This is a genomic window from Pseudoalteromonas luteoviolacea (assembly GCF_001696455.1).
In the GTDB taxonomy this organism is placed as follows: Bacteria; Pseudomonadota; Gammaproteobacteria; order Enterobacterales; family Alteromonadaceae; genus Pseudoalteromonas; species Pseudoalteromonas luteoviolacea_C.
Map to the genome: position 1 here is coordinate 82,757 of NZ_MAUJ01000005.1, position 24,662 is coordinate 107,418.

Sequence of the window (24,662 nt, forward strand, 5' to 3'; positions counted from 1 at the left end):
CAAGTCTACATTTACAGTTATTTTACGATATGGCATGTAAAAGACTGTCTTTAAGAAATAAGACTTCGTCTGATGTTCAGCTTATAAAATCATTGTGAAAATAAAATTAAGGGTCGAAGAAGATTTAGAGTAGTCGATCGCACCCAACGTGCCCAACATGAAAATGCCGCAAATAGAGACCTATTTACGGCGATATTCGTCTACTAGAGAAAGCGTTAGTTTTTTTGACTAATACGGTCCAAAGTAAGAATTAATACCAAACCAGCTACAGCCAATGCAATGCATATCGCTAATTGCGCGTCTTGGCCAGTTAGATGTGTAAACTCCATTGGTGAGATATTTTTCTGCATCAGCGGCTTTTCAATACCACTGGAGTTTACATAAGTTGTGACTACTTTTTTCCATGGCCACAGCATATTTAACGAACCTATCAAAAACCCTGATAACAGTGCAAACGTGACTTGCTCATACTTACTTAGCAACCAAGATAAAAACCTTGAAAACATCATCAGTCCACAAATACACCCAAGTAAAAATAGACCGATTGAAACCACCTCTTTATTATTCAAAGCGGTTAGAACATGTCCATACATACCGAGTAAAAGTAAAATAAAACTGCCCGAGATCCCCGGTAATATCATCGCACAAACAGCAATGCTACCTGCAACAAAGTAAAACCATGTTTGCGCCTGTGCTTCAGCAGGGCTCATTGATGTAATCACATAGGCGATCGCTGCGCCTAATATACAACTCGCTATGTGGGTTGCCTGCCACTTATCAACTTTTTTGGCGATATAAACAAAAGACGCAATAATCAGCCCAAAGAAAAATGACCACACTAACAGCTGATGGTGTTCAAGCAAATACGTTATCAACTTAGCCAAAGACAGCGCACTGGTGATCAAGCCTCCGAATACGGCCAGTAAAAAACTACCGTCGACATGTTCCCAAGCCTCTTTAAACTGGCCTTTCAGTACCATTTGGAGCGCGCTCAAATCAACACTTTTAATGGCTGCCAATAAACGAGCATAAATACCCGTTATAAACGCGATTGTGCCACCCGAAACGCCAGGCACAACGTCGGCCGCTCCCATGCCTGCGCCTTTAAAAAACAACCATAAATAATCCCGTTTGCTATCTGTCTTATTTGACACCGATTTACCTCCAATAACGTCAACTTTCCCAGTGTATCAAATTCCCTCACCAAAATACTAAAGTTCATGGCTTTACTGTCGATACTTAAGTACAGCGGGTCACTAAAGCAATCTGTAATGAATGGTCTCCGATTTTCTCTTATCTCTTTATGCTACGTATGTTTTGGGTTTTTCACTACGGTGTGCTTCGCCGTCGAACATGTCGCCCCTTTAGCGAAGTCTGCAGTCATTGAATCAGACCTAAATCATTGGCTTCCGGCCGACACCTTTATCACAATTAAAGATGATGAAAGAGAAATCCCTGTTTTATATTCAGAATATATGAGTCACAGCAAACGCGGCATCATCGTCATGTTGCCTGGCATAGAACAGAGCCCTGTACAGGGGAATGGCTTAAGTTATTTAAGAGAAGCATTGAATGATGATGGCTATGATACTTATGTCATACCTTCGCCGAGCTTTAATCATGGCCCCGATCTGATGAAGAATGCGATTTCGAGTACAGACAACGAAGATACCAACAAAGCTACCGATGTTTCCGTTATAAGTGAAACCGCTCTCAATGACTATAAATCCGAACTCGTTGCAAGATTCTCGGCACTTTATAAAACGCTAGCCCTGAGAGAAAGTGAACATATTGCCATTCTAGCATTTGGAAACAGTGCAGGGCTCATCACTGAGTATCTCGCCACACTGCCAAATATTCGCGTAGATGCACTTATTACCGTTAGCGCGCAGTTAGCCAATCCAAATAGAAACAAACATTTGCCAGCGAGCCTTTCACTAGTGAGCCCAGCGCTGCTAGACGTGTATTATTCATATGACAACCCAGCGGTGCTACACACGATAAAAGCGCGTCGTAGATGGGCTAAACGCAATAGCAAGTACGACTATCGTCAAAGGCAGCTGTTCGGCCAGCATACCCAAGAGCGACAACATCAAAGGTTGAGAAAAGAGCTATCGGGATTCTTAAGACAGCTTTGAACTTACTTTTTTTTCAAAACCTCATACGCAGCTTGAATATTCTGAGACTTCGCTTTTGCTATTTCCATCATGTGCTCAGGCAAACCTTGTGAGACTAATTTATCCGGGTGGTGTTGCGCCATTAACTTCCGGTAGGCACGCTTTATGTCTTTTTCGTTGGCGCCCTGCTCTAACCCTAAAACAGCCAACGCCTGAGCTTCAGATACTTCTGACTGTGCAGGTGGTGTATGTGTTCGCTTATGTTCATATTGCCCTTTACTGCCAGACTGAGTGCGTTGCTGAGATTGCCACTGTGCGCGCTGCTGTCTAAACTTAAATTCAGCTTGATATCGCTTTAAGATAAACCGGAAATGCTTCTCACCAATCCCTAAGTGTTTACTTACCAACCTCAAAATATCCAACTCTTGTGTGGCCAAATGCCCGTCAGAAAAGGCCATTTGGATTTGGATCTCTAAAAAGAGCTGAAGTAAATCATACCGTCTAGCAAAGGCTTCTTTAAAATCATTCACTGATTCTTTAATTGAGAATTCAGCACTTTTCCCAGCATTAAAAGCATTCTGTGCCTCTCTTCGTTCCTCACCATGGAGGCGCATTTCATCCATAAACGCCGAAGCGGCTTGAATATGAATTTCACTAACTCGACCATTCGATTTGGCAATATGGCCCATGACAGCAAAGCAGCTAGAAAAAAACAAGGCCTGCCTCTCATTCAAGTCATCGCCACTAAAAAAACCTTGAAACCCGCCTGCTTTATCAAAATCTTGTTTTAAGCTTTTATCGAATAGATGACCTAGGTAAAAGCCCAAGATAGCACCTAACCATTTGCCAAATAAAAACCCAAACCCTGCGCCTAGCAGTTTACCCCACATGTTCAGACTCCATTTCACGATTGATCTGCTCTAGCCGCTCTGGTGTGCCAATGTCATGCCAAAGTCCCAGATATAACTCACTCGATACTTTGTTTTCTTGGATCCCTTCGCGCAACATTGGCCCTAATGGTATTTTACCCTGCCCAACTTGTTCAAAAAATGCTTTATGGTAGAGCCCTATACCGGAAAATGTATATTTCTGTTCATTCATAGGCTGATGTGTCAAACCAAAATCGCCTTCAGGGTTATGAGCGGGGTTTTCAACCAAAACAATATGCGCCTCCCCTTCGTGTAATTCCAGCTTGGTGAGTGCATGGACATCGTAGTCTGTAAAAATATCCCCATTGATAACAATAAATGTGTCTTCTTTACTACACAGCTTGGGGAGTGCTTGCTTGATACCACCCGCTGTTTCTAAGCCACCTTGGGGTTCATGACTATAGTGAATGTGCATTCCCAGCTGCGCTCCATTGCCGAAAAAGCGTTCTATTTTATCTCCCTGCCAAGCTGTATTAATAACAACTTCAACAATACCCGCATTTTTCAGACGCTCAAGGTGGTAGGCTATTAACGGCTTGCCTGCAACCTGTAAAAGAGGTTTTGGCAGTTCCGCAGTGAGAGGCATCATTCGCTGGCCACGACCAGCCGCTAAAATCATGGCTTTCATATTAACTCTGTAGTTTAACCTGTATCATAGGTATTATCTCGGATTGCAACCAAGTTGCAAGCCATTGAAAATCTTTGTAACTATTTCCTACCTCTACAACGTACTGCAAAGTAGGTATGATGTTTTGTAAATACCCGGGTTTGCCATCTCTGAGATACAAACGTACAAAAATACCCGCTGCTTTTAAGTGCCTTTGTAACCCAGTTAAATCGAAGTAATAAACATACTGTTCATAGGCCATATTTTCGAGCAAGTTCGCATGCTTTAGTCGCTGATAACTCTCTTTTCGCAGCGCGACAAACTCCGCATGAGGTAATTTTATATAACAATCCTTAAGCAAAGATACCGCGTCATAACAAACTGGACCGAGTACAGCATCTTGATAATCAATCAACCGCCCTTCCCCTTGGCAGTACATCACATTTCGACTATGAAAATCACGGTGCATAACCACTTGTGGTTGAGAGAGCATTTGCTCCGCCAATAGCATATTCAACTCGACCCATCGCGCGTTAGTCTCTTCAGAGAGGCTAACGTCCAACCAAGACTCAAGTAACCACTGCCGAAAAATATTGGTTTCTTGCTGAATGAACTCTGCATCATAAGGATTCATCCAAGGTGATTTTTCAACCCCGGCAATTTTTGGCAGCCAGCTGATTAATTCGCGATATTTATGCTCATCAAACTGCGTTTCGATTAAATCTGCAAGGTGAGTAGAACCTAAGTCTTCCAATAAAACAAAACCTTGCTGCGAATCGAAAGCGTGAATTTCGGGGACTGCTAACCCACTGTTTTTAAAATTTTCGTTAAGTTTCACAAAAGGCTGGACACTGCCTTTATCAGGTGTAACATCCATCAATATGTAGCGCTCTTGAGCTACCGTGATTCGAAAATATAAGCGAAAACTGGCATCTCCAGTGATTGCTTCTATTGTTGGTAAATCGTGTGCGCTTTCTCTTAGAGGCAAATACTGCTTGATAAACTGCATTCTGTCTTGATTTCTTTGCGCTGTCTCTTCTGAGCTTAACCTCGTCATTTTTCTCACCAATTACTGATCTTAATTACTGTATTTAACACGGTTTTCATTTATCATGTCTGGCTTGAATAGTGGTGCTAGGTAGACAAGGTTGATAAATGAGTAAAAATTGGGGCATTCTAGTCCTACCCCTGATTAGTACAACGGCTATAGCTAATTCGAACACTGTTGGCGGACTCTGTAAAGAGTATATTCAGCCTAAAGGGTGGCAACCAATTCCTGACTTGGTGCCTAACACTATCGATATTCAAGCAAATAAAGTTGAACTGCAAGGTACCGAAAGCGCTGAGTTTTCTGGTAATGTCGCAGTGAATACTGACGCAATGTCAATGAACGCCCAAAGTGCACTGATTGACAAAAGGCAGGGCTTGCTGAATGCCACTGGACCTTTGCTATTTCAAGATGGCTACACCTTAGTGAATAGCTCGGGCATGTATGCTGATCTCAATAATAGTGAATTTAGCTTGCTCGGCGCTGAATATCGCCTCACGCAACAGCAAGGGCGTGGTAAAGCAGAAAAATTACACGCATCTCAAAATCAAGTCGGACTATTCAATGCAAGCTTTACGACTTGCCCAAGCGCATCACCGTTCTGGGCAATTGAGGCGAGCTCCATTATTTTAGATAAAGAAAATGGCTGGGGTGAAACTTATAACACCGTACTTAAAATATTAGACACGCCGGTTATTTATGTACCCTACTTTACTTTCCCAATTGATGACAAAAGAAAGTCAGGTTTATTAACTCCTACTATCTCTAGCTCAAATAGGTATGGCCTTGAGCTTGTTACCCCTTATTATTTTAATCTCGCTGAAAATTATGATGCGCTACTCACGCCTCGCTATATGTCTAACAAAGGACTGCAAATTCAAGGCGAATTCAGGTATCTAACAGATCAACATAATGGCTTAATTGCAACTGAGTTTTTGAGCAATGATAAATCCGAAGCAAACCTTGATGAACGCTACTTAGTCCATTGGCAACAGCAAAGTTACTTTGATGATTTTTGGCGAGCCAGCATAGATGTCACAAATGTCAGTGATGATAATTATCTGACAGATCTCGGCTCTAGCTACGCGAACCAAACAGATACGCAACTTACAAGGAAAGGGCAGCTTAGTTATCTCGGTGAAGATTGGCTCATCGATTTACAAGTACAAGACTTTGAAGTGTTGGGTAATCACTCAGAGTCATACTCTACTTTACCAGAAATTACGATTAAGAACCGCACAGCAGAACAATACTTAGGGTTGGATTGGCGTTTTACAGGCCAATTGAGTCACTTTAAAAACAGCAATGCTGACATAACGGACGCGACTCGACTGCATTTAGAGCCCAGTGTGACCTACAACTTAAGTGAACATGCTTGGTCATTCGACTCTCGTTTTGCGCTGTTACACACGCATTATGAACAAAATGGTAACTTCAGCGCCAATCAGTACCAAGAATCAATTTCAAGAACGTTACCGCAAGTCAGGTTACATGGCCAGTTGAACCTTGAACGTAGTATGCACAGTATTCTTGAAGGTGGAACACAAACTCTTGAGCCTCAATTGCAATATCTCTATACACCAGAAAAGGATCAGAGCAAAATCGGCTTGTATGATACCGTTAAAATGCAAGATGACTTTTTTGGGCTGTTTAGAGAGCGACGATTCTCAAGTGTCGATTATATCTCGGAAGCGAATCAGTTCACGTTAGGCGCAACAACACGCTTTTTAGACAAGAAAAATGTTGAGAGATTCAGCTTTAGTGTTGGCCAGATCATTTACTTGAGCGAATCTGCAAAGCCTACCGTCGCGAACTTTAACAACACATTTCGAGAAAATAACTATAACGCATTATTTGCTGCGGAAACTAAAATACACTGGCACCCTCGTTGGTATTTTTCCGGTGGCCTACAATATGACGCCGATGAGAAGGATTTAATCCGTTCACATATGACTCTAGATTATCGTGGCAACAATAAAAAGCTGGTACAGTTGAACCATCACTATGCAAACGATGTCTCAGGTAACGAGATAGATCAAGTTGGTATTTTTACCAGCTTACCAATTGACGAAAACTGGCAGCTGGTTGCAAGCTATCACAGAGATCTGACAGCTAAACGAAGCGTTGAAGTATTCGCAGGTTTTCAGTATGAATCTTGCTGCTGGGCCATTCAGATTACGGGAAACAGAACCATTGAAACTGACTTGAATAACAATTCGCAAATTCAAGACCCTGTTTTTGACTCGAGCATAAATTTCAATTTTGTGTTAAAAGGGTTAGGAAGCAAGTCTAGATACGATGCCAGCCAATTGCTGAAGCAAGGTATCTTTGGTTACCGTAGACCATATTTTTTAAATAATTAACAACAAAGACTCTTATGAATTTCAAAAAGCTGTTACTAATTCCAATTTTGAGTGCCGCACTATGTCAGCAGGCACTTGCTGAACGTGTACAAATAGATAAAGTTGTTGCCACAGTCAACGAAGGTGTGGTTCTTCAAAGTGAAGTTGACCAAATCGTAAACCGAGTAAAAGAACAAGCTAATCAACAAGGAACTGAGCTTCCTTCTGATAAAGTGCTCAGTATTCAAGCTACTGACCGCCTGATTGACCAAGTGTTAGTCTTACAACTAGCAAACCGCATGGGTCTGGAAATATCAGACGCACATTTAGATCAGACTTTAGCTAACATCGCTAAAGAACAAGGCGGTACGATCGCAGACCTACGTCGCTCAATTGAAGCCTCAGGTGACAGCTTTCAAGCTTATAGAGAAGAAATCAGAAAAGAAATTACGATGAGTCAGGTCAAGCGTGGCGCTGTCGACAGAAGGATTTATATCAGCCCTCAAGAAGTCGACAACCTGAACAAAATATTAGCTGAACAGACAGGGCAAAGTGAAGAATACGACATTGGCCACATTCTAATAAAAGTAGATAGCAAAGCAAATCCTGAAGAAATTGCAGAAGCAAGAGAGCGTGCTGAGAAAGTGATCGAATTCCTGAATGAAGGCAAAGAGTTTAAGCGCATAGCAATTGCCTCTTCTGGTGGCGCAAATGCACTAGATGGTGGTCAACTAGGTTGGATGGGCATCAATGAAATGCCAACCCTGTTCGCTGAAGCAATCAAAGGTAAGAAAAAAGATGAAATTGTCGGCCCATTGCGCTCGGGTGCAGGCTTCCACATCGTAAAAGTTCAGGATGTGAGAGGTAGAGAAGTTGTAGAAACTGTTGAAGTTCGCTCACGACATATTTTATTAAAGCCTTCTATTATTCTTAGCGAAGAAAAAGCACGAGACATGCTTGCGGGCTTTGTAAAAGACCTTCGCGAAGGTAAAGCTGATTTTGCAGAGCTTGCCAAAGAACATTCTGAAGATCCAGGCTCTGCGCTTAAAGGTGGCGAATACGACTGGACCGATCCTTCAACGTATGTGCCTGCGTTTAGGGATACAATTCTTAGCCTTGAAAAAGATCAGATCAGTGAACCATTTCGTAGTACATTTGGATGGCATATAGTACAGTTGCTTGATAAGCGAGTGGCTGACAAAACAGAGCAAGCAAAGCTCAACCGTGCTCATCAGCTTTTATTCAGAAGAAAGTTCAAAGAAGAAAGCTTCAAATGGATGAGAGAAATGCGTGAGCAAGCTCACATTCAAGTATTAGAAAGCCAATAAGAGACACCCTATGTGCTTGAGAATAGCAATTACACCAGGCGAGCCTGCGGGAATTGGGCCTGACTTGGTTCTTAAGCTTGCGCAGCAGAGTTGGCCTGCGCAGCTTGTTGCTGTGGTTGACAAAACCATCTTGGAACAGCGAGCAAAAGAGCTTCAGTTAGATATTGAGCTGTTGCCATTCAGCCCAGAACAACCCGTACAACCGGCCAAAGAAAAGCAAATATACTATTTGCAAGTGGACAAAGGGGTGGATGTCATCCCGGGTCAACTGGATGAAAAAAATGGCCAATATGTGCTGGATACTTTGCGTATCGCATCTGAAAAGAACATGGACGGGACATTCGCAGCCGTTGTAACTGGACCTGTTCACAAAGGTATCATCAATCGCGCTGGTATTTCTTTCAGTGGCCACACTGAGTATTTCGCACATCAATCTAATACACCTGATGTCGTGATGATGTTAGCAACCAAAGGGCTTAGAGTGGCGTTGGCAACAACGCACATACCGCTGGCGTATGTTTCTAAAGCGATCACAAAAGAGCGTTTAACCAAAGTTGCTAATATTCTTTATCATGATTTACAAACTAAATTTGGCGTAGCGAACCACGAATCTTAGTTTGTGGCCTAAATCCTCACGCGGGTGAAGGTGGCCATCTAGGCAATGAGGAAATAGACACCATTACGCCAGTCTTAGAAGCACTGAACCAAGAAGGTAAAAACTTCATCGGTCCATTGCCTGCTGACACATTGTTTCAAGCAAAATATCTGGATAATGCAGATGCAGTGCTCGCAATGTATCACGATCAGGGTTTACCTGTGTTAAAATACAAAGGATTCGGTAACTCAGTTAATATTACGTTGGGGTTACCTTTTATTCGAACTTCTGTGGACCACGGTACAGCGCTAGATTTAGCAGCATCTGGAGACATAGAGGTTGGTAGCTTTGAACTAGCAATACACGAAGCAATTAAGCTTGCAAGCAAGAAATTACAGAATTCATGACAGATAAAGTACATTTAGGGCATCGTGCCCGCAAAAGATTTGGCCAAAACTTCCTTAACGATGACAGTATTATTGATAAGATTGTCACCGCTATCGATCCAAAACCTGGCGATAACCTTGTAGAAATTGGACCTGGTTTAGGTGCTATTACAGAGCCAGTGGTGGAGCTTAGCGGCAAATTAACGGTCGTTGAACTTGATAGAGATTTGGCCGAGCGCTTAATTGAGCACCCTTTTATGGGCAGTAAACTCACTGTGCATCAGGGTGATGCTATGAAGTTTGACTTTTCAAGCTTGGTAGACGAACAAGCGAAGCTAAAGATCTTTGGTAACCTCCCCTACAATGTATCTACTCCATTGCTTTTCCATTTGTTTGAGTTTGCAGACCAAGTTGAGCACATGCACTTTATGCTTCAAAAAGAGGTCGTTAACCGTATGGTGGCGGGTCCAGGTTCAAAAGCCTATGGCCGCCTTAGTGTGATGACACAATACTATTGCCATGCGATGCCCGTAATTGAAGTGCCACCAACCTGCTTTAAACCTGCGCCAAAGGTTGACTCGGCGGTTGTAAGGTTAATTCCAAAAGGTGCAGCTCAACGTAGTGCCAAAAGCACGAAGGTGCTTAATACAGTTTGTTTAGAAGCCTTTAACCAAAGACGTAAGACACTAAGAAATAGCTTGTCAAACTTGCTGACCGTAGAAGAAATTACACAACTGGGTATTGATCCGTCACTGCGTGCGGAGAATATCTCTCTTACTCAATTTATTGAAATTGCAAATTGGATTTATGACAACAAACAGTGAGATCGGTTCGCCGATAAAAGTATCGGTAGAAACATTTTATGTAGAAGCTCAGTCACAACCTGAGAAAGACAAGTACGTATTTGCCTATACCATCACAATCAAAAATCACAGTTTGTGCAGTGCCAAATTGGAAAGTCGCTACTGGTTAATTACCGATGCCAATGGTAAAGAAACCGAGGTCGAGGGAGATGGGGTTGTCGGAGAGCAACCTACAATTCGTCCAGGTGAAAGCTATCAATACACCAGTGGTGCGGTGCTCGATACTCCTGTAGGTACGATGGAAGGCTACTACCTTATGCGCAATGAATTCGGCTCAGAATTCAAAGCCCCCATTAAGGTGTTTCGACTCAACCGACCCGATATTTTGCATTAATAAATGGCAACTTACGCAATTGGTGATCTTCAGGGGTGCTATGTCCCGTTTAAAAACTTGCTTGATCAAGTGGACTTTAACCCAAGTCAAGATCACCTCTATCTAGTCGGAGACTTAGTTGCAAGAGGACCAGACTCACTCTCTTGTATGGACCTTGTCTATCAACTAAAAGATTCTGTCACAGTCACATTGGGCAATCATGACCTGCACCTGCTGGCAACCGCCCTAACACACAAGCAGCCGAACCCAAAAGATAAACTTGCCCCACTATTTGCCAGCGACAAACTTGAAAGCTATGTCGCCTATTTGCAATCTCAACCGCTGTGCTTTTACGACCCTCAATTTGATAGCTTTATTTCCCACGCAGGAATATACCCTCAGTGGGATATAAATACAGCACTCAGGCTTTCTGATTGGGCTCAAAAGTGTTATCAAGGTTCAATGGCAGCGAGCTACCTTAATGCCATGTATGGCAAGCAGTCCTCTGTTGTAGTAGAAACTGACGATAAGCAAGTTAAATTTAATTCGATTATCAATGTGTTTTCTCGTATGCGGTTTTTAACCCGAGACTTATGCCTCGACTTTGATAATAAAGGAGGCTTGGAACACGCCAATGAATTACAACCTTGGTTTTCACACCCGAGATTCAAAACAACCAGTACTCAGTTTATATTTGGCCATTGGGCAGCCCTTGAAGGTAAGACGACTTCGGATAAAGTGGTTGCTTTGGACACAGGTTGTGTGTGGGGAGGCCCGATGACACTGCTAAATTTGTCGACAAATGAACAAATATCCAGCAAATAATCGAAACCTGTCCATTTTTACTGAATTTTCTATTCACATCTGCTATAAAATACTTAACTAATGCGCAATAAATCCGATAAGTAGTTGTACTGCTTTAACTTGATGGTATACCTGTATGAATTTAACCGTTAGCCAACGTATTTGGGGTGGCTTTATAATTATTACCCTACTCTTATTATCCATCGGAGGGAACTCGCTGCTCAGGATCGCAAATATAGATAGTTCTACTCAGCTCGTCAACACGCTTTCATTACCAGCGCTAGACCGCAGCGCCGCACTGCAAATTGAGTTTACTCAAATGAGTAAAATTGCTCAGGCAAGTTTTTATACTCAATCAAGCGGAGATTTAAACAGTCTTAAATCTGCCTTTAATGAGCGCCAGAAAGCTTTTGAACGGAGTTACGCCGACTTAGACAATATCGTTAGTAACGAACCTAGTTTGTCAAGCAGCAGTAAGGAAGTCAGTTCCAGCTTTCAAACATTTTCGGCGTCAGTAAACTCGCTTTTTCAAGACAAAGCCCTCGAGCTAAGCTTGAATAAGCAATTAAAGTCCCAGCTTGAAGAGACTGAAATAGCCGCAGATGACGCCGCGACCGTTGTCGTGGATATCTTAGATTTGGAAGGCTTTGAAAGTATCAACCAAAGAGCCTATCAAGCAGCAAACAAACTTGAAAACTCATTTAGCTCTTTGGCCACCAGCAGTGCCGATATGCTAACCATTGACGAAAAAAGCACCTTAGAGATTGTCAAGAAAGAGCAAAGTTACGTGTTTGAAGATATTAACAGAAATATCGAGCTAATGCGTGCTACCGTCGCTGAGTTAGACGAAGACTTGCTGAATGACTTAGACACGTATTATCAAACGCTTTCAGAGCAACTTTTGAGTAGCAATAGCATACCGAATAATCGCGAGCGCTTGATCACGGCGAGAGAGAACACTCAAAACGAGCTAAACGTTGCTGAGCAAGCAACTGAGAAAGCACTTAAACAATTGGGTGATTTAGTCGCACAATCTAAACAGCTAGCATTTGAAATTCAAAATGAAGTCACTGAAGACGTGTCGTCTGCTAATATCGCCACATGGACTGGTATGATCGCTGCTGCTTTACTGGCAATCGGTATTGCTTATGTGACTGTAAGCCGTATTACTAAACCACTTGCTGAAGTGAACAGGGTTCTAGACATTGTTGCGAAAGGCGATATGACACACTCATTAGACGCTTCAGCGCAAGATGAATTCGGCGAGCTGGCACAAAGCTGTAATACGTTGATTGAAAGTTTAAAAGACCTAATTGCGGGTATTGTTTCGCGATCAACGCAACTTGCTGCGGCATCTGAACAAACATCAGCGATTACATCTGAATCAAGCCACGCGATTAAGAGTCAGCAATCTCAAGTAGAACAAGCTGCAACCGCGACCACTGAAATGAGCTCAACAGCACACGGTGTGAGCAACAGTGCGCATCAAGCGCTTGAAGAAATCAAGAACGCTGACCAAGAAGCTGAGCGTGTTAAAGGGATTTCCCATGACAACAAGCGCACTATTGAGCAACTTGCACATGAAGTTGAGGAAGTTTCGACAGTCATCAACAAGCTGCACCAAGATAGCTCAGCAATTGGTGGCATATTAGACGTGATCCGCGGTATCGCAGAACAGACTAACTTACTTGCGCTAAATGCTGCCATTGAGGCAGCTCGTGCAGGCGAGCAAGGTCGAGGCTTCGCTGTTGTAGCCGACGAGGTTCGTTCATTGGCCAGCAAGACACAAGAGTCAACTCAAGAAATTCAATCGATGATCGAGTCATTACAAGCTGGTGCAGAAGAAGCGGTAAGTGCGATGTCAAAAGGTCAGCAACAAGCTGAATCTTGTGTATCGCAAAGCGATATCGCAAATGAAGCACTTAACAGCATCACAGACGCGGTATCTAGAGCACATGATGTCAGTGAAGAAATTGCGACAGCAGCCAATGAGCAACAGCAGGTCTCTCAAGAGATCAGTGAAAGACTTGAGTCTATCGTAACGATTGCAGAGCAAACGGCGGAGGGCGCAAATCAGACCTCTATTTCGAGTTCTGAAGTCGCTAAGCTTGCTGAAGAGTTACGTCTGTCTGTATCTCAATTCAGAGTTTAAAACCAAACTGAAAGGCCATAATGTGCATTATGGCCTTTTCCTTTCTTTAAGATTCTTCTCCTTTAATTGTTCGCAAGTACTTTTCAAACCTTCTAACTAGAATCCACCTGTCTCTAAGATAAACTGTATAAAACATACTGTAATAGGCATAAAAAAACCGCCTGCAACTCAATGCGGCGGTTTTTGTAATAAGTATCACATGCACGCTAACGGTGACACATGATTTTATATATGCTTAGAAAAGCGCGTTTGCTTTAGCAACAACGTTCTCAACAGTGAAGCCAAAGTGCTTGAACAACTCACCAGCTGGAGCTGACTCGCCAAATGTGCTCATGCCAACAATTGCGCCATTTAAGCCAACATACTTGTACCAGAAGTCTTCAATGCCCGCCTCGACTGCAACTCGACGTGTTACCGCTGCTGGCAGAACAGACTCTTTATAGTCTGCCGACTGTGCATCAAATACATCCGTAGAAGGCATTGACACAACTCTTACTTTCTTGCCGCTTTCGCGTAATTGTTGAGCTGCTTCGACTGCTAACTGCACTTCAGAACCCGTTGCAATTAAAATTACTTCAGGGTTTGAATCACAGCTCAGTACATAACCACCACGTTTAATCGCCGCTACTTGCTCGTCTGTGCGGCTTTGTTGCTCTAGGCCTTGACGCGTGAATACAAGGGATGTAGGACCATCTTTACGCTCAATCGCTTGCTGCCACGATACCGCAGATTCAACCTGGTCACATGGACGCCAGCTAACTAGATTAGGTGTCAAACGCATATTAGCCAGTTGCTCTACTGGCTGGTGCGTTGGGCCATCTTCACCTAGGCCGATTGAGTCATGCGTATAAACAAAAATGCTTGGTTGCTTCATCAATGCAGCCATACGAACAGCATTTCTCGCGTATTCCATGAACATTAAGAAAGTAGCACCATAAGGTACGAAGCCTTTATGAAGCGCAATACCATTCATGATCGCTGACATACCAAACTCACGTACACCGTAGAAAATGTAGTTACCTGATGCGTCTTCAGCTGTAAGACCTTTTGAGCCTTCCCAAATAGTTAAGTTTGAACCAGCTAAGTCAGCAGAACCACCCATAAATTCAGGTAGCATTGGGCCGAAAGCGTTCAATGCATTTTGAGATGCTTTACGCGTTGCGGGGTTTGCTGGATTAGCTTGAAGCTGAGCAATGTACGCCTCTGACTGTTCAGTCCAATCGGCTGGCAGTTCACCTTTAGTACGGCGTTCAAATTCTGCCGCAAGCTCTGGGTAGTTAATTTGATATTCAGTGAATTTAACTAACCATTCGCTTTGGATTTGCTGACCATGCGCTGCTGCGTCCCACTTAGCATACACGCCTTCTGGAATTTCGAACGCGCCGTGCTCCCAACCTAGGAATTCACGCGCTGCTTTGATCTCTTCATCACCCAGCGGAGCACCGTGACAGTCATGACTGCCCGATTTATTAGGTGAGCCATAACCAATTACAGTCTTACAACAGATCAGTGTTGGTTTACCTGTCTCTGCACGCGCAGCTTCAATTGCGGCTTTAATCGCTTCACTATCGTGGCCGTCAACAGCAGGGATGACATGCCAGCCATAAGACTCAAAACGCTTTGGTGTATCGTCACTAAACCAGCCCTCAACTTCACCGTCGATTGAGATGCCATTGTCGTCCCAAAATGCGATTAATTTACCAAGGCCTAATGTACCCGCTAAAGAACACGCTTCATGGGAAATACCTTCCATTAAGCAGCCATCACCTAAAAACGCATATGTATAGTGATTAACAATATCGTATTCATCGCGGTTAAATTGTGCCGCAAGCGCCTTTTCAGCGATTGCCATACCCACAGCGTTAGTAATACCTTGACCGAGTGGTCCCGTCGTCGTTTCAATGCCTGGCGCATAACCATATTCTGGGTGGCCTGGTGTTTTTGAATGCATTTGACGGAAGTTCTTCAAATCATCAATAGAAAGATCGTAGCCGCTTAAGTGCAACAGAGAATAAATTAACATTGAACCGTGGCCATTTGATAATACAAATCTATCACGATCAACCCACTCTGGGTTATTTGGATTGTGCTTTAAATAGTCACGCCAAAGTACCTCTGCGATGTCAGCCATTCCCATAGGTGCCCCTGGGTGGCCTGATTTAGCCTTTTGTACAGCGTCCATGGATAGAACGCGAATTGCGTTTGCAAGTTCTTTGCGAGATGGCATGGATTCTCCTACCTTTAAATGTTTGCACGGTTGTTTTAAAGGCCCATTCTTACCTAATAAAATTACCACTGCAATTAAAATCATCAGAAAAGTAATAAATTCACATTGTTTTTAATGCATTAAATCTGTGGGCTTAAAAACAGACGTCTAGGCGTAAAAAAGCTATGCATAGTTCGATGTTTTAGTTAGAATATCCTCTTAATTTTTTAGCGCTGTTTTACGCATGTTCGCGAAGCGCACTATTGTGAGTATAAAATAATGGCGAAACACTTATTCACTTCAGAGTCAGTTTCTGAAGGCCACCCGGATAAAATTGCTGACCAAATTTCAGATGCAGTACTAGACGCAATTCTTGAGCAAGACCCTAAAGCACGTGTTGCTTGTGAAACCTACGTAAAAACAGGTATGGTCATGGTTGGTGGTGAAGTAACCACGAGTGCTTGGGTAGATATCGAAGAACTAACTCGTAAAACGGTTCGCGAGATCGGCTACACTCATTCTGACATGGGCTTCGATGCAGATTCATGCGCAATCCTAAATACAATTGGTAAACAGTCTCCTGACATTAACCAAGGTGTTGACCGCTCTCGTCCAGAAGATCAGGGTGCTGGTGACCAAGGTTTGATGTTTGGTTACGCATGTAACGAAACTGATGTTTTAATGCCTGCACCAATCACATACTCTCACCGTTTAGTTCAACGCCAAGCAGAAGTTCGTAAAGACGGTACACTTCCTTGGTTGCGCCCAGATGCTAAGTCACAAGTAACATTTGCATACGAAAATGGTCAGCCAGTGGGCATTGATGCCGTTGTTCTTTCAACTCAGCACTGTGATTCAGTATCACAAGATGACCTAGTTGAAGCTGTAATGGAAACAATCATCAAGCCAACCTTGCCAAAGGAATTAATCACTGAAGCGACTAAATTCTTCATTAATCCAACAGGCCGTTTTGTTATCGGTGGCCCGATGGGTGACTGTGGTTTGACTGGTCGTAAGATCATCGTTGACACTTACGGTGGCATGGCTCGTCATGGTGGTGGTGCATTCTCTGGTAAAGATCCATCAAAAGTTGACCGCTCTGCTGCATATGCAGGTCGTTACGTTGCTAAAAACATTGTGGCTGCTGGCCTTGCAGACAAGTGTGAAATTCAAGTTTCATATGCGATTGGTGTTGCTGAACCAACATCTATCAGCATCGATACGTTTGGCACTGGCAAGCTTGAAGAAGCACGCCTAATTGAACTAGTTCGTGAACACTTCGACCTTCGTCCATACGGATTAATCACAATGCTTGACCTTGAGCGCCCAATTTATCAGCCAACAGCGGCATACGGTCACTTTGGTCGTGAAGAGTTCCCGTGGGAAAAAACAGATAAAGCTGACGCACTAAAAGCGGCTGCTAACTTATAGTCCGAGCGATTTAAGTTAATTAAAAAAGGCGCATATCGCGCCTTTTTTAATTCTATTTTCCACCTCAATGTATTTTTATCCTATCAGAAATTCTTCTACGTCTTCTTTAATATCTGTATAATCGTCATCGCTTAAGTCCAATGACAACATCACATCATCTCGAAATGCATACCAATCCGCACAGCTTCTGAAATGCTTTATTTCAAACGTAAAATTTTCTGCAAGCTTCAAAATCGCCATTGTTTGTTTTTCTGATTCTGATTCATTATCTTGAAAAAACATCGCATCGTGATGCCGCAATATAATTTGGCAAACACGTTTTGGTAGGTGCCAAGAGCTAGCTAAATAATACCCCACCACCGTGTGATTAGTTGGATACTGTTGTTCTTCATACTGTAATAATGTGTGCTCGGGTCGCTGTGCTGCTTTTGATAACACATCCCCATAATCGTTAAACCTCATAGCCATGGCTGGAATACCCGCATCGTGAAATAGGCCAAGTAGTTGTAAATCTTCAATCGGCGTTTGCGCGCGCACTTTTTTACCGATTAACATTGCCACTTGAGAAATTTCAGACGCGCTGTCCCAAAAGCGCTGCAAAGAAATACAGCTATCATTTTGATCAAACGCGCTTTTTAGTAAGTGCCCTGTCACCACTTGGGTAATACAATTCATGCCAAGGAACATAACAGCCTGCTTAATGTCCGTAATGGTTCTAGACATACCATACGCTGGGGAGTTGATCACTTTTAAAACAGCGGCCGATGTCGCGACATCTACTGAGATAATCTCAGCAACTCGGTTTAATTCAGGCTCATCTTGATTTAGTTCATTTTGCAAACTCTGCAAAATCTCAGGCTTAGCAGGGAGGTTAAATCCAGATCGTAAATCCGCTAGAACCTTGTCATCAATATCTATCATAGGTCAACAATCAGGTGGCTTTGATTTTAGTGTAGTAGATGAAATTTCCTCTGTCGCCACTATTTCAAAATCCGTCACAATCACCAGGGGGTAACGTCCATTCACTTAACACATCTGGGCTTTCGGAAAGCTTTTTTCTAAGAGATTGCAGCATATTTCGGGTATTCTTGAGTGATGCGATATTTGCAATCCAATTGGGTACGGAGCCATTAAGCCTTGCTTGCGCTGTATAGGTAATATGAAGGTCCGAGGCATATTCTAAAAACGTCCATTTGATATCGACATCTGTAACTTGCAGATCTGATTTAGCGCGACTTCCACTCGCTGCGGAGCGAATTTTTAACACATACTTATTTTCTTCCTCTTGGCTAAAGCAAGATAGAGTCAACATTTCTCTGTCTGCGACAGGCCACGGGAGGTTTAGCTTGGTGTACACGAGGGATTGATTCGGTTCAGGTTGTGCTAACACAGTAACCGACCTCACATTGCTCACCCATGTAGGAATAGACTCTGTATCTGTGAGCGCATGAATAACGGACTTGGTTACTGCACCGCTTAACCTAGCTTGGCCTTTAACTTGCAGCAACCCATTTGGAAGTTTCTTGTAATGAATTTCTAACCATTTATTGGATTTGTACAGTGTCCATGATTCATTTCCATGTGCTGTACTCATCGTAATGGCGCAAATTAATGCGCCAAAAAAGTAAACATTACCAATATGGTTCACAATTAAGCGAAGCATGTCTACTCTGTTCCATTGCACTCACTAAAAAGTCCGCTTTTTGCTGCAACCAAGTGAGTATCTCCACAAACGAGGTTTCTTTTTGACCTTCGCATAGCTGTTTAAGGTAATGTAGCGTCTCTAGCTCATGAATACCAAAAACAATGTCCATCCAAGGTGCTCTAAAATCACGTCGTTGTGACTTTTCAAATAAGCTACCAAAGCAATTGCCGCTCAGCAACATCTCTTCCAATAACCCTCTAGCCTGTAAATACTCACCGACAGACAGAGCTTTATTTTCAGAAAAGGTATTTCTTAAACTTTTCCAGTCCGTATCAAATGTTTTTTTCGCTTTAGACTTCGCGCTGCTTTGCGCTGCCTTTATAGCATGTTGATCCCAATTTTGTCGCCAGCTTTTTTCCAATAACCAGCGTGTTAGATCAAGTATCAATCGATTATATCTAGAGCAATGAAATAGATCTTCAAGATCTGTTGGGGTTGGTTGCACATCTTTGAGGTCACCAATCACTTGCGCCAGTTCTGGTTCACTGTTAATACGCTTGTAATAAGCATGGCGTTTAGAAGTGTAAGTTTTCAGATAGCTCGCACTTTCAACCCACTGCAGCTCACCTAATAACCATTTGAGCTCTTTCTTCAGTGATTCAGTCGATTCTTTTGCAACAAACTCATCGAATAACCAAAAGGCATGCCTAATTAAACGTACCCCATCAATGATCCGCTTCAAAGCTTTTAAAGTGGGCTCATTAACGTAGCATTGCTCATGCTTTTGCACAAACTCGATAGCATAGTTTACGGTGGAAATCAGTGCCTGCTCTTGTGTACAATCATCAGCTAAAGGCACAAAACCAATTGCTTTGTCGACGGTTAATGGTAAATCATCTGCAAGCCGATAGCCTCTTGCTGCTTTTGAGTAAAAGCCTAATCTCAAGCCAATATGAGAGAGCAGTTGTTGAGCAAGCTCAAATAAATCGCCTCTATCGCCTTCTACGAGTTCAATTTCTAGTTCGCAGATCTGTTCTGTTTGGCCTCTCGCCGTCACCTCACCTTTATCCAGAACAACTTCGATCTTACCACCACTTTCAGTTTCGATTAGCCATGTTCGACGAATAAAGTTAGTACTGAATATGGGATAAAGGTTTTCTGCTATTGACTCTAGGCGCATGCCCATTGGCCAAATACTCGCATCAAAAGCAAAAATATCAGGTTTATTACCAGAAAGTGGTAAATTAAATTCTGGACGCTGATGTAGGCCTCCTACGACTTCCCCTGCGAGCTTTATCGTCTGTTCACAGTTATTATCGGCACACCTTGTACGTAGGCCAATATCTAACGCACGTAACTCTCGGCTTGGCGTATCGTAGTAAGCATTTTGAAGGTTTTTTGCTGGCTTATTGTTTACCCGCTTTGCAAATTGTGTGATTAAAGCCGGGATCAAGGGAACTTCATTATCTGAAACCAAAAACTTCAGTTCTATTTCAGTGTCCATTAGGGCGAGATTTACCTATAAAATTTAAGAACCCCCAAAATATACAAAGGTCTCAACATTTGCAATCTTTTTACTCCTCGAGCGACCCAAATTCACTAAAAATTACATCAAATTATCATCCTAGATACACACGTCACTTTCAGTGAAAATAAAGCGGTAATTTTTCCCCCAAATCCACTTATCTCAGTGCTAAACACTTAAGCAATATAAAAATAAATCAACCGTACCAATCGTCAGTTGATTACATATGCGCTAAAAGGGGTCGTTTATGCTTTAAGCCCTTGCCAAGCGCGACTTAAATCCATACTATTTTGATAATTGTATATAAAACCTAAAAATAAAGGCTCGCGAATGTTGAAAAAGCTCGCACTGCCATTTTTGTTTGTTTTTGCTCCTCTTTCATTGAATGCTCAAGATTTAGACGAGGCAAATCCACAAGAACAAACGGCACAGCAAAGTACACCGAACGGCTATATCGTTGATAACCTCTACTTATACATGCATTCCGGTCCTGGTAAGAACTATCGTATATTAGGCTCCGTTGAGGCTGGCACGGCTGTAACAATCACCAATGAACAGAGTAATGAGTTTGTTCGGGTCATTGACAACAAAAATCGCAATGGCTGGGTTGAGTCAAAATTTGTAACGGCAGATCCCGGCCTAAAGCATCAAGTTAGTGAGCTCAGTCAAAAATTAACGGTGTCACAAGCGCAGCTAACCAATTTACAAACGGCAATGCCACAATTGCAAAGCGACTATGATGTGCTGGAAACACAAAATAGCGAGCTACAAAAAACAATAAGAGATTTAAATCAGCAAATCGAATTACAAGCTCAGCAGAATCAAAACAAAGTTGAGCGGGAGCAACATCAACTTTTGACCTACGGTGGTGCAATTGCCTTGGGCGGGGTTTTGCTTGGCGTGATACTTACCTTGCTACTTTCTCGTCGTAAAAGGTACGATGGTTGGAATTAATGAGGAACCCACTTTGACATCAAAGTGGGTTTTTTATTTAAAGTACGAGTATCAACAGAGAAAAGAAAAAAATAGCACCTAACGCAAAAAATATACTTCCTACATCAGCGAAATACTTATCTAGTAGTAACTCTTTTAACCTCGTGTCATCTAAATTGTCTATTTTGCCTTTGAGAGAAGGCTCGGATAAGTTAAAAGCAAACGCCTCCGACTGTCCAATATCAAACCTATCCTCTGAAAGCTCATAGTAAAAGTTCGGGTATGAAGAAAATAAGTAATTTTTAATTGTCATTAATTTATAATTACTTGCTTTTCGACAATACAACCCACCTAAAAAACTACCAATAATTAAAAACAGGTAACCCAAGTATCACCTCCTTGCCATTGACGATACCTGTACCTATTTAAATCACATGCAAATCAAAAATCAAGCGTCACCTGACAAATTTTACAGTCTTATTACTGAAAAAGATGAAAGTGGCCTATTTAATCTCGATTAACTCGACTTCAAAAATTAATAAAGAACCCGCACCTATCTTGCCAGCAGCACTATCTCCATACCCGAGTTCTGGATGTATATATAAACGGAACTTGTCGCCTTCTACCATCAGTTGTAGTGCTTCTGTCCAGCCACTAATAACTTGTTTTGGGCTAAAAGTAAGCGCTTCCCCCCTATCGACCGAACTATCAAACACCACACCACTGAGTAATGTGCCATGATAATGAACCGTCACAGAGTCATTTAATGAAGGTGACGTTGTCCCCTCTCCTTTGTGAATAATTTCATATTGCAACCCACTCTCGGTGGTAACAACTCCCTCTTTCTGGGTGTTTTTTGCCAAGAATTCTTCTGCATCTAGGCGGTTTATCTGCGCTATTTGTTTTTGTTTTTGATTGCCACTATATATGAACCATGCAAGTCCTATCGCTAGTAAAGTGACAACAATACTCGTTACTGACATACCTACCTCTATTCGTCTTCTTCTGTAGTTTCTTTATCTTCACCATTTACAACTTGAGCGATTTTCTCAAGTCGAGTCAATGCTCGCTGATTTATTGAGCCATCTGAATACACGTCATTTTGCGGCTCTCCTGCCGGAACGCCCATCAACAGCTCTAATGCTTCATCGACATCTTTCACAGCATAAATTTGAAACTTGTTGGTTCTGATAGCTTCAATGACCTCGTCTTCAAGCACCAAGTTAATCAGATTAGAATGAGGAATGATAACGCCTTGTTTGCCGGTCAAGCCGCGTATTTTACAAAGTTTAAAGAACCCTTCTATCTTTTCATTCACTCCACCCACAGCTTGAACTTCACCATGCTGATTAATTGACCCTGTGAGCGCCAAAGATTGTTCGATAGGGATCTGGGTGATGGCAGAAACCAATCCGCACAACTCGGCTAAAGATGCACTATCGCCATCGATATATCCATAGCTCTGTTCTATTGCTATATTGGCACTCAACGTTAAGCTAAAGTTTTGTGCATATTTATTCCCTAAATACCCCGTTAAAAGCATCACCCCTTTAGAGTGAATTGATTTACCAAGTTCAGCTTCTCTTTCAACGTCAATAACACCATCAGAACCGGCATAAACGGTCGCAGTGATTCTTGCGGGGTTGCCAAATGAGGTATCGCCGATATGCAGCACAGTTAGGCCATTCACCTTACCGACAGCTTTCCCCTGCGTCGCAATTAACGTATGACCCTCTTCAATATCGCTCAGCATATTCTCGCTTAGCTGGCCTGTTCGGTATTGCTTGCCTACAAGTGCTTCATTTATATGATGGGCATCGATTTCGTCTTCACCATCTTGCTTCGTGTAATAGCTTGCTTCAGCAACCAGCTCTAACACATCGGCGAACCGCGCAGATAGCTTGCTTTGATGCTCAGCTTGGCGATAACTAAACTTTAATAATCGCGCTAATGCTTCTGCCGATAATCCACATTTGAGTGTTTGCTCGCAGTAATCCAAGACCTTTGACACAAATTGATATTGCAGTCTATCGCTTGAGGGCAAATAGTAATCAAAATCAGACAACACTCTAAACAACTCACCAAACTCCTCATCGTATTCACTGATCGTGTAATACAAATCTCTTGAGCCTAGTAAAATGATTTTGACATCCATCGGTATCAATTGTGGCTTGAGCGTGAAACTACTGCCAACAGAGCTGTCTTGATACGGCAGATCATTCTTAATTTGATGCGTCTTTAAGGATAGTTTTAATCCATCCCACACTTGTGGTGATGAGATCACCTTATCTGCATCCATGATCAAATAGCCGCCATTGGCTCTGTGTAACGCGCCAGCTTGAATGGAACGATAACTGGTGATCAATGACCCCTGTGCACTTTCATATTCAATTTTGCCAAATATGTTTCCAAATGTAGGGTTGGGCTCATAAACAACGGGGGCAGGTGCGCCTTCTTTGTATTCAATCAAGATATTTGGTGCAAAAAAGTCCGTCAACATGCCTTTTGCATCAAAATCGTCTTTTTGATCTTCTGAAGTTGCAGAATCATCGTCTAACCAATCTAGCACAGCTTCAACAATTTCAACTCGCAAGTCTTTTAAATATCGAATAACACCAATATGGCTAGCATATTTATGTTCAAGCGCTTTGAGTAATGGTTTAGTTGCAAGTTCAATGGTGGTTTTTTTCAGTTTGCGTAGTTTTTCAGAAGACTCTCGTTTCCAGCGTGGTAACTCAATAAGCGCCTCAATAAGCCCATCCTCCAACTCATCTATCGAGTCGTAGAACTGCGCTTGCAACTGCTCATCCAAAGCCGCAAATTCATTATCATCCAACTGCTTACCATTGATAACCGGCGCAAAACTGACCACGCCGTTTTCTTCCATCATGACAACACTTTTCTCGACGGCCATTTGTTCAACAGCCGTCAGAGCTGCATTGTATTTATTATCAAAATCTCTATCTATCGACTTTTTCTTTCGCTGGTAGCCCGGGTTGTCAAATGCAGCCGGAAAAGTATCAACAACTTCGTCCAAAAATGCGTCAACATCATCTGCAAGCTTACGGCTCTCACCTGGTTGCATGAACATTGTGATCGGCTCGCGGTGATCTTCATAATTATTGACGTAAAGCCACTCTTTAGGGGTTGGCCTAGATTTGCTATGAGCTTCAAGCTTCTCCTTTACCATCGTAAAACGACCGGTGGCAGCTTCCCCCATCACAAATACATTGTAACCGGGTAAATCCATGCCAAGCGCAAAATCCAGTGCACTTTGAGCGCGTTGCTGACCTATGAAGGGCAAAGACTCTGGGTAAGGGTTTTGCATGCACGAACGAATGTGTTGCAAAGAAACACTCGGTGCAAGTTGCTCCGAGAGCAGCGGCTTTATTGTCTTAGTCATTCCTGAATTCTTTATTGTTAATACCCGATTGGTAT

At 42.5% G+C, this 24,662-nt stretch carries 20 protein-coding genes and 1 pseudogene; 10 read left to right on the forward strand and 11 right to left on the reverse strand.

Going from position 1 to position 24,662, the window contains the following annotated elements; translation table 11 throughout:
* Positions 1-215: 215 nt before the first annotated feature.
* Entirely contained in the window at positions 216-1,154 is a 939-nt protein-coding gene (locus tag A7985_RS15330; RefSeq protein WP_370671169.1) for a DUF368 domain-containing protein, read from the reverse strand.
* A 117-nt stretch (positions 1,155-1,271) separates the two neighbouring features.
* Between A7985_RS15330 and A7985_RS15335 the strand changes: the two genes are divergently transcribed.
* Complete coding sequence (locus A7985_RS15335; RefSeq protein ID WP_065791338.1) at positions 1,272-2,138, forward strand: DUF3530 family protein; 867 nt, start codon at positions 1,272-1,274, stop codon at positions 2,136-2,138.
* Between the two features lie 2 nt (positions 2,139-2,140).
* Here the strand turns inward: A7985_RS15335 and djlA are convergent, their stop codons facing one another.
* From djlA to A7985_RS15350, 3 genes are read right to left on the reverse strand one after another with little or no spacing between them, the layout of a single operon-like run.
* Positions 2,141-3,007, reverse strand: coding sequence for a co-chaperone DjlA (gene djlA, locus A7985_RS15340; protein WP_065791339.1), 867 nt, complete (start codon positions 3,005-3,007; stop codon positions 2,141-2,143).
* Complete coding sequence (gene murU / locus A7985_RS15345) at positions 2,997-3,674, reverse strand: N-acetylmuramate alpha-1-phosphate uridylyltransferase MurU (protein WP_065791340.1); 678 nt, start codon at positions 3,672-3,674, stop codon at positions 2,997-2,999. The genes djlA and murU overlap by 11 nt, the downstream gene beginning before the upstream one ends.
* Before the next feature lies 1 nt (position 3,675).
* Entirely contained in the window at positions 3,676-4,710 is a 1,035-nt protein-coding gene (locus A7985_RS15350) for an aminoglycoside phosphotransferase family protein (RefSeq protein ID WP_065791341.1), read from the reverse strand.
* Positions 4,711-4,808: 98 nt separating this feature from the next.
* On the opposite strand from A7985_RS15350, the gene lptD reads away from it, so the two are divergent.
* From lptD to A7985_RS15385, 7 genes and pseudogenes are all read left to right on the forward strand, one after another.
* Positions 4,809-7,064, forward strand: a complete 2,256-nt coding sequence (gene lptD / locus A7985_RS15355) for an LPS assembly protein LptD (RefSeq protein WP_065791342.1) — start codon at positions 4,809-4,811, stop codon at positions 7,062-7,064.
* Positions 7,065-7,078: 14 nt separating this feature from the next.
* Positions 7,079-8,371: a peptidylprolyl isomerase SurA gene (gene surA / locus A7985_RS15360; RefSeq protein ID WP_065791343.1), complete on the forward strand. Its 1,293-nt coding sequence runs from the start codon at positions 7,079-7,081 to the stop codon at positions 8,369-8,371.
* Between the two features lie 10 nt (positions 8,372-8,381).
* Positions 8,382-9,373: pseudogene (gene pdxA / locus A7985_RS15365) on the forward strand (4-hydroxythreonine-4-phosphate dehydrogenase PdxA).
* Positions 9,370-10,176: a 16S rRNA (adenine(1518)-N(6)/adenine(1519)-N(6))-dimethyltransferase RsmA gene (gene rsmA / locus A7985_RS15370; protein WP_065791344.1), complete on the forward strand. Its 807-nt coding sequence runs from the start codon at positions 9,370-9,372 to the stop codon at positions 10,174-10,176. The pseudogene pdxA and the gene rsmA overlap by 4 nt, the downstream one beginning before the upstream one ends.
* Positions 10,160-10,549 carry a Co2+/Mg2+ efflux protein ApaG gene (gene apaG / locus A7985_RS15375; protein ID WP_063355384.1) on the forward strand — a complete coding sequence of 130 codons (390 nt, stop codon included), beginning with the start codon at positions 10,160-10,162 and terminating at the stop codon, positions 10,547-10,549. Before rsmA ends, apaG begins: the two co-directional genes overlap by 17 nt.
* Positions 10,550-10,552: 3 nt before the next feature.
* Positions 10,553-11,353 (forward strand): symmetrical bis(5'-nucleosyl)-tetraphosphatase, encoded by an 801-nt coding sequence (locus A7985_RS15380; RefSeq protein ID WP_065791345.1) that lies wholly within the window; start codon positions 10,553-10,555, stop codon positions 11,351-11,353.
* A gap of 115 nt (positions 11,354-11,468) precedes the next feature.
* Entirely contained in the window at positions 11,469-13,484 is a 2,016-nt protein-coding gene (locus A7985_RS15385; protein WP_065791346.1) for a methyl-accepting chemotaxis protein, read from the forward strand.
* 235 nt (positions 13,485-13,719) lie between these two features.
* Here A7985_RS15385 and tkt read toward each other — a convergent pair whose 3' ends face one another.
* Positions 13,720-15,711, reverse strand: coding sequence for a transketolase (gene tkt / locus A7985_RS15390; protein ID WP_065791347.1), 1,992 nt, complete (start codon positions 15,709-15,711; stop codon positions 13,720-13,722).
* A gap of 258 nt (positions 15,712-15,969) precedes the next feature.
* Between tkt and metK the strand changes: the two genes are divergently transcribed.
* Positions 15,970-17,121, forward strand: a complete 1,152-nt coding sequence (gene metK, locus A7985_RS15395) for a methionine adenosyltransferase (RefSeq protein ID WP_065791348.1) — start codon at positions 15,970-15,972, stop codon at positions 17,119-17,121.
* Positions 17,122-17,196: 75 nt separating this feature from the next.
* Here the strand turns inward: metK and A7985_RS15400 are convergent, their stop codons facing one another.
* From A7985_RS15400 to A7985_RS15410, 3 genes are all read right to left on the reverse strand, one after another.
* Positions 17,197-18,042 (reverse strand): HDOD domain-containing protein, encoded by an 846-nt coding sequence (locus A7985_RS15400; protein ID WP_065791349.1) that lies wholly within the window; start codon positions 18,040-18,042, stop codon positions 17,197-17,199.
* Between the two features lie 64 nt (positions 18,043-18,106).
* A complete protein-coding gene (locus A7985_RS15405) occupies positions 18,107-18,784 on the reverse strand; it encodes an START domain-containing protein (protein WP_065791350.1) in 678 nt (225 codons plus the stop codon).
* Positions 18,753-20,270: a CYTH and CHAD domain-containing protein gene (locus tag A7985_RS15410; RefSeq protein WP_065791351.1), complete on the reverse strand. Its 1,518-nt coding sequence runs from the start codon at positions 20,268-20,270 to the stop codon at positions 18,753-18,755. Before A7985_RS15410 ends, A7985_RS15405 begins: the two co-directional genes overlap by 32 nt.
* A gap of 351 nt (positions 20,271-20,621) precedes the next feature.
* Here A7985_RS15410 and A7985_RS15415 point away from each other — a divergent pair, with 351 nt between their 5' ends.
* A complete protein-coding gene (locus A7985_RS15415) occupies positions 20,622-21,245 on the forward strand; it encodes a TIGR04211 family SH3 domain-containing protein (RefSeq protein WP_065791352.1) in 624 nt (207 codons plus the stop codon).
* A gap of 37 nt (positions 21,246-21,282) precedes the next feature.
* Here A7985_RS15415 and A7985_RS15420 read toward each other — a convergent pair whose 3' ends face one another.
* From A7985_RS15420 to A7985_RS15430, 3 genes are all read right to left on the reverse strand, one after another.
* The gene (locus tag A7985_RS15420; RefSeq protein WP_141685382.1) at positions 21,283-21,537 is read right to left on the reverse strand and encodes a hypothetical protein; all 255 of its coding nucleotides are present in this window, start codon (positions 21,535-21,537) and stop codon (positions 21,283-21,285) included.
* A 190-nt stretch (positions 21,538-21,727) separates the two neighbouring features.
* A complete protein-coding gene (locus A7985_RS15425; protein ID WP_065791354.1) occupies positions 21,728-22,207 on the reverse strand; it encodes an FKBP-type peptidyl-prolyl cis-trans isomerase in 480 nt (159 codons plus the stop codon).
* A gap of 8 nt (positions 22,208-22,215) precedes the next feature.
* Positions 22,216-24,627: a Lon protease family protein gene (locus A7985_RS15430; RefSeq protein ID WP_065791355.1), complete on the reverse strand. Its 2,412-nt coding sequence runs from the start codon at positions 24,625-24,627 to the stop codon at positions 22,216-22,218.
* Between the last annotated feature and the right edge of the window lie 35 nt (positions 24,628-24,662).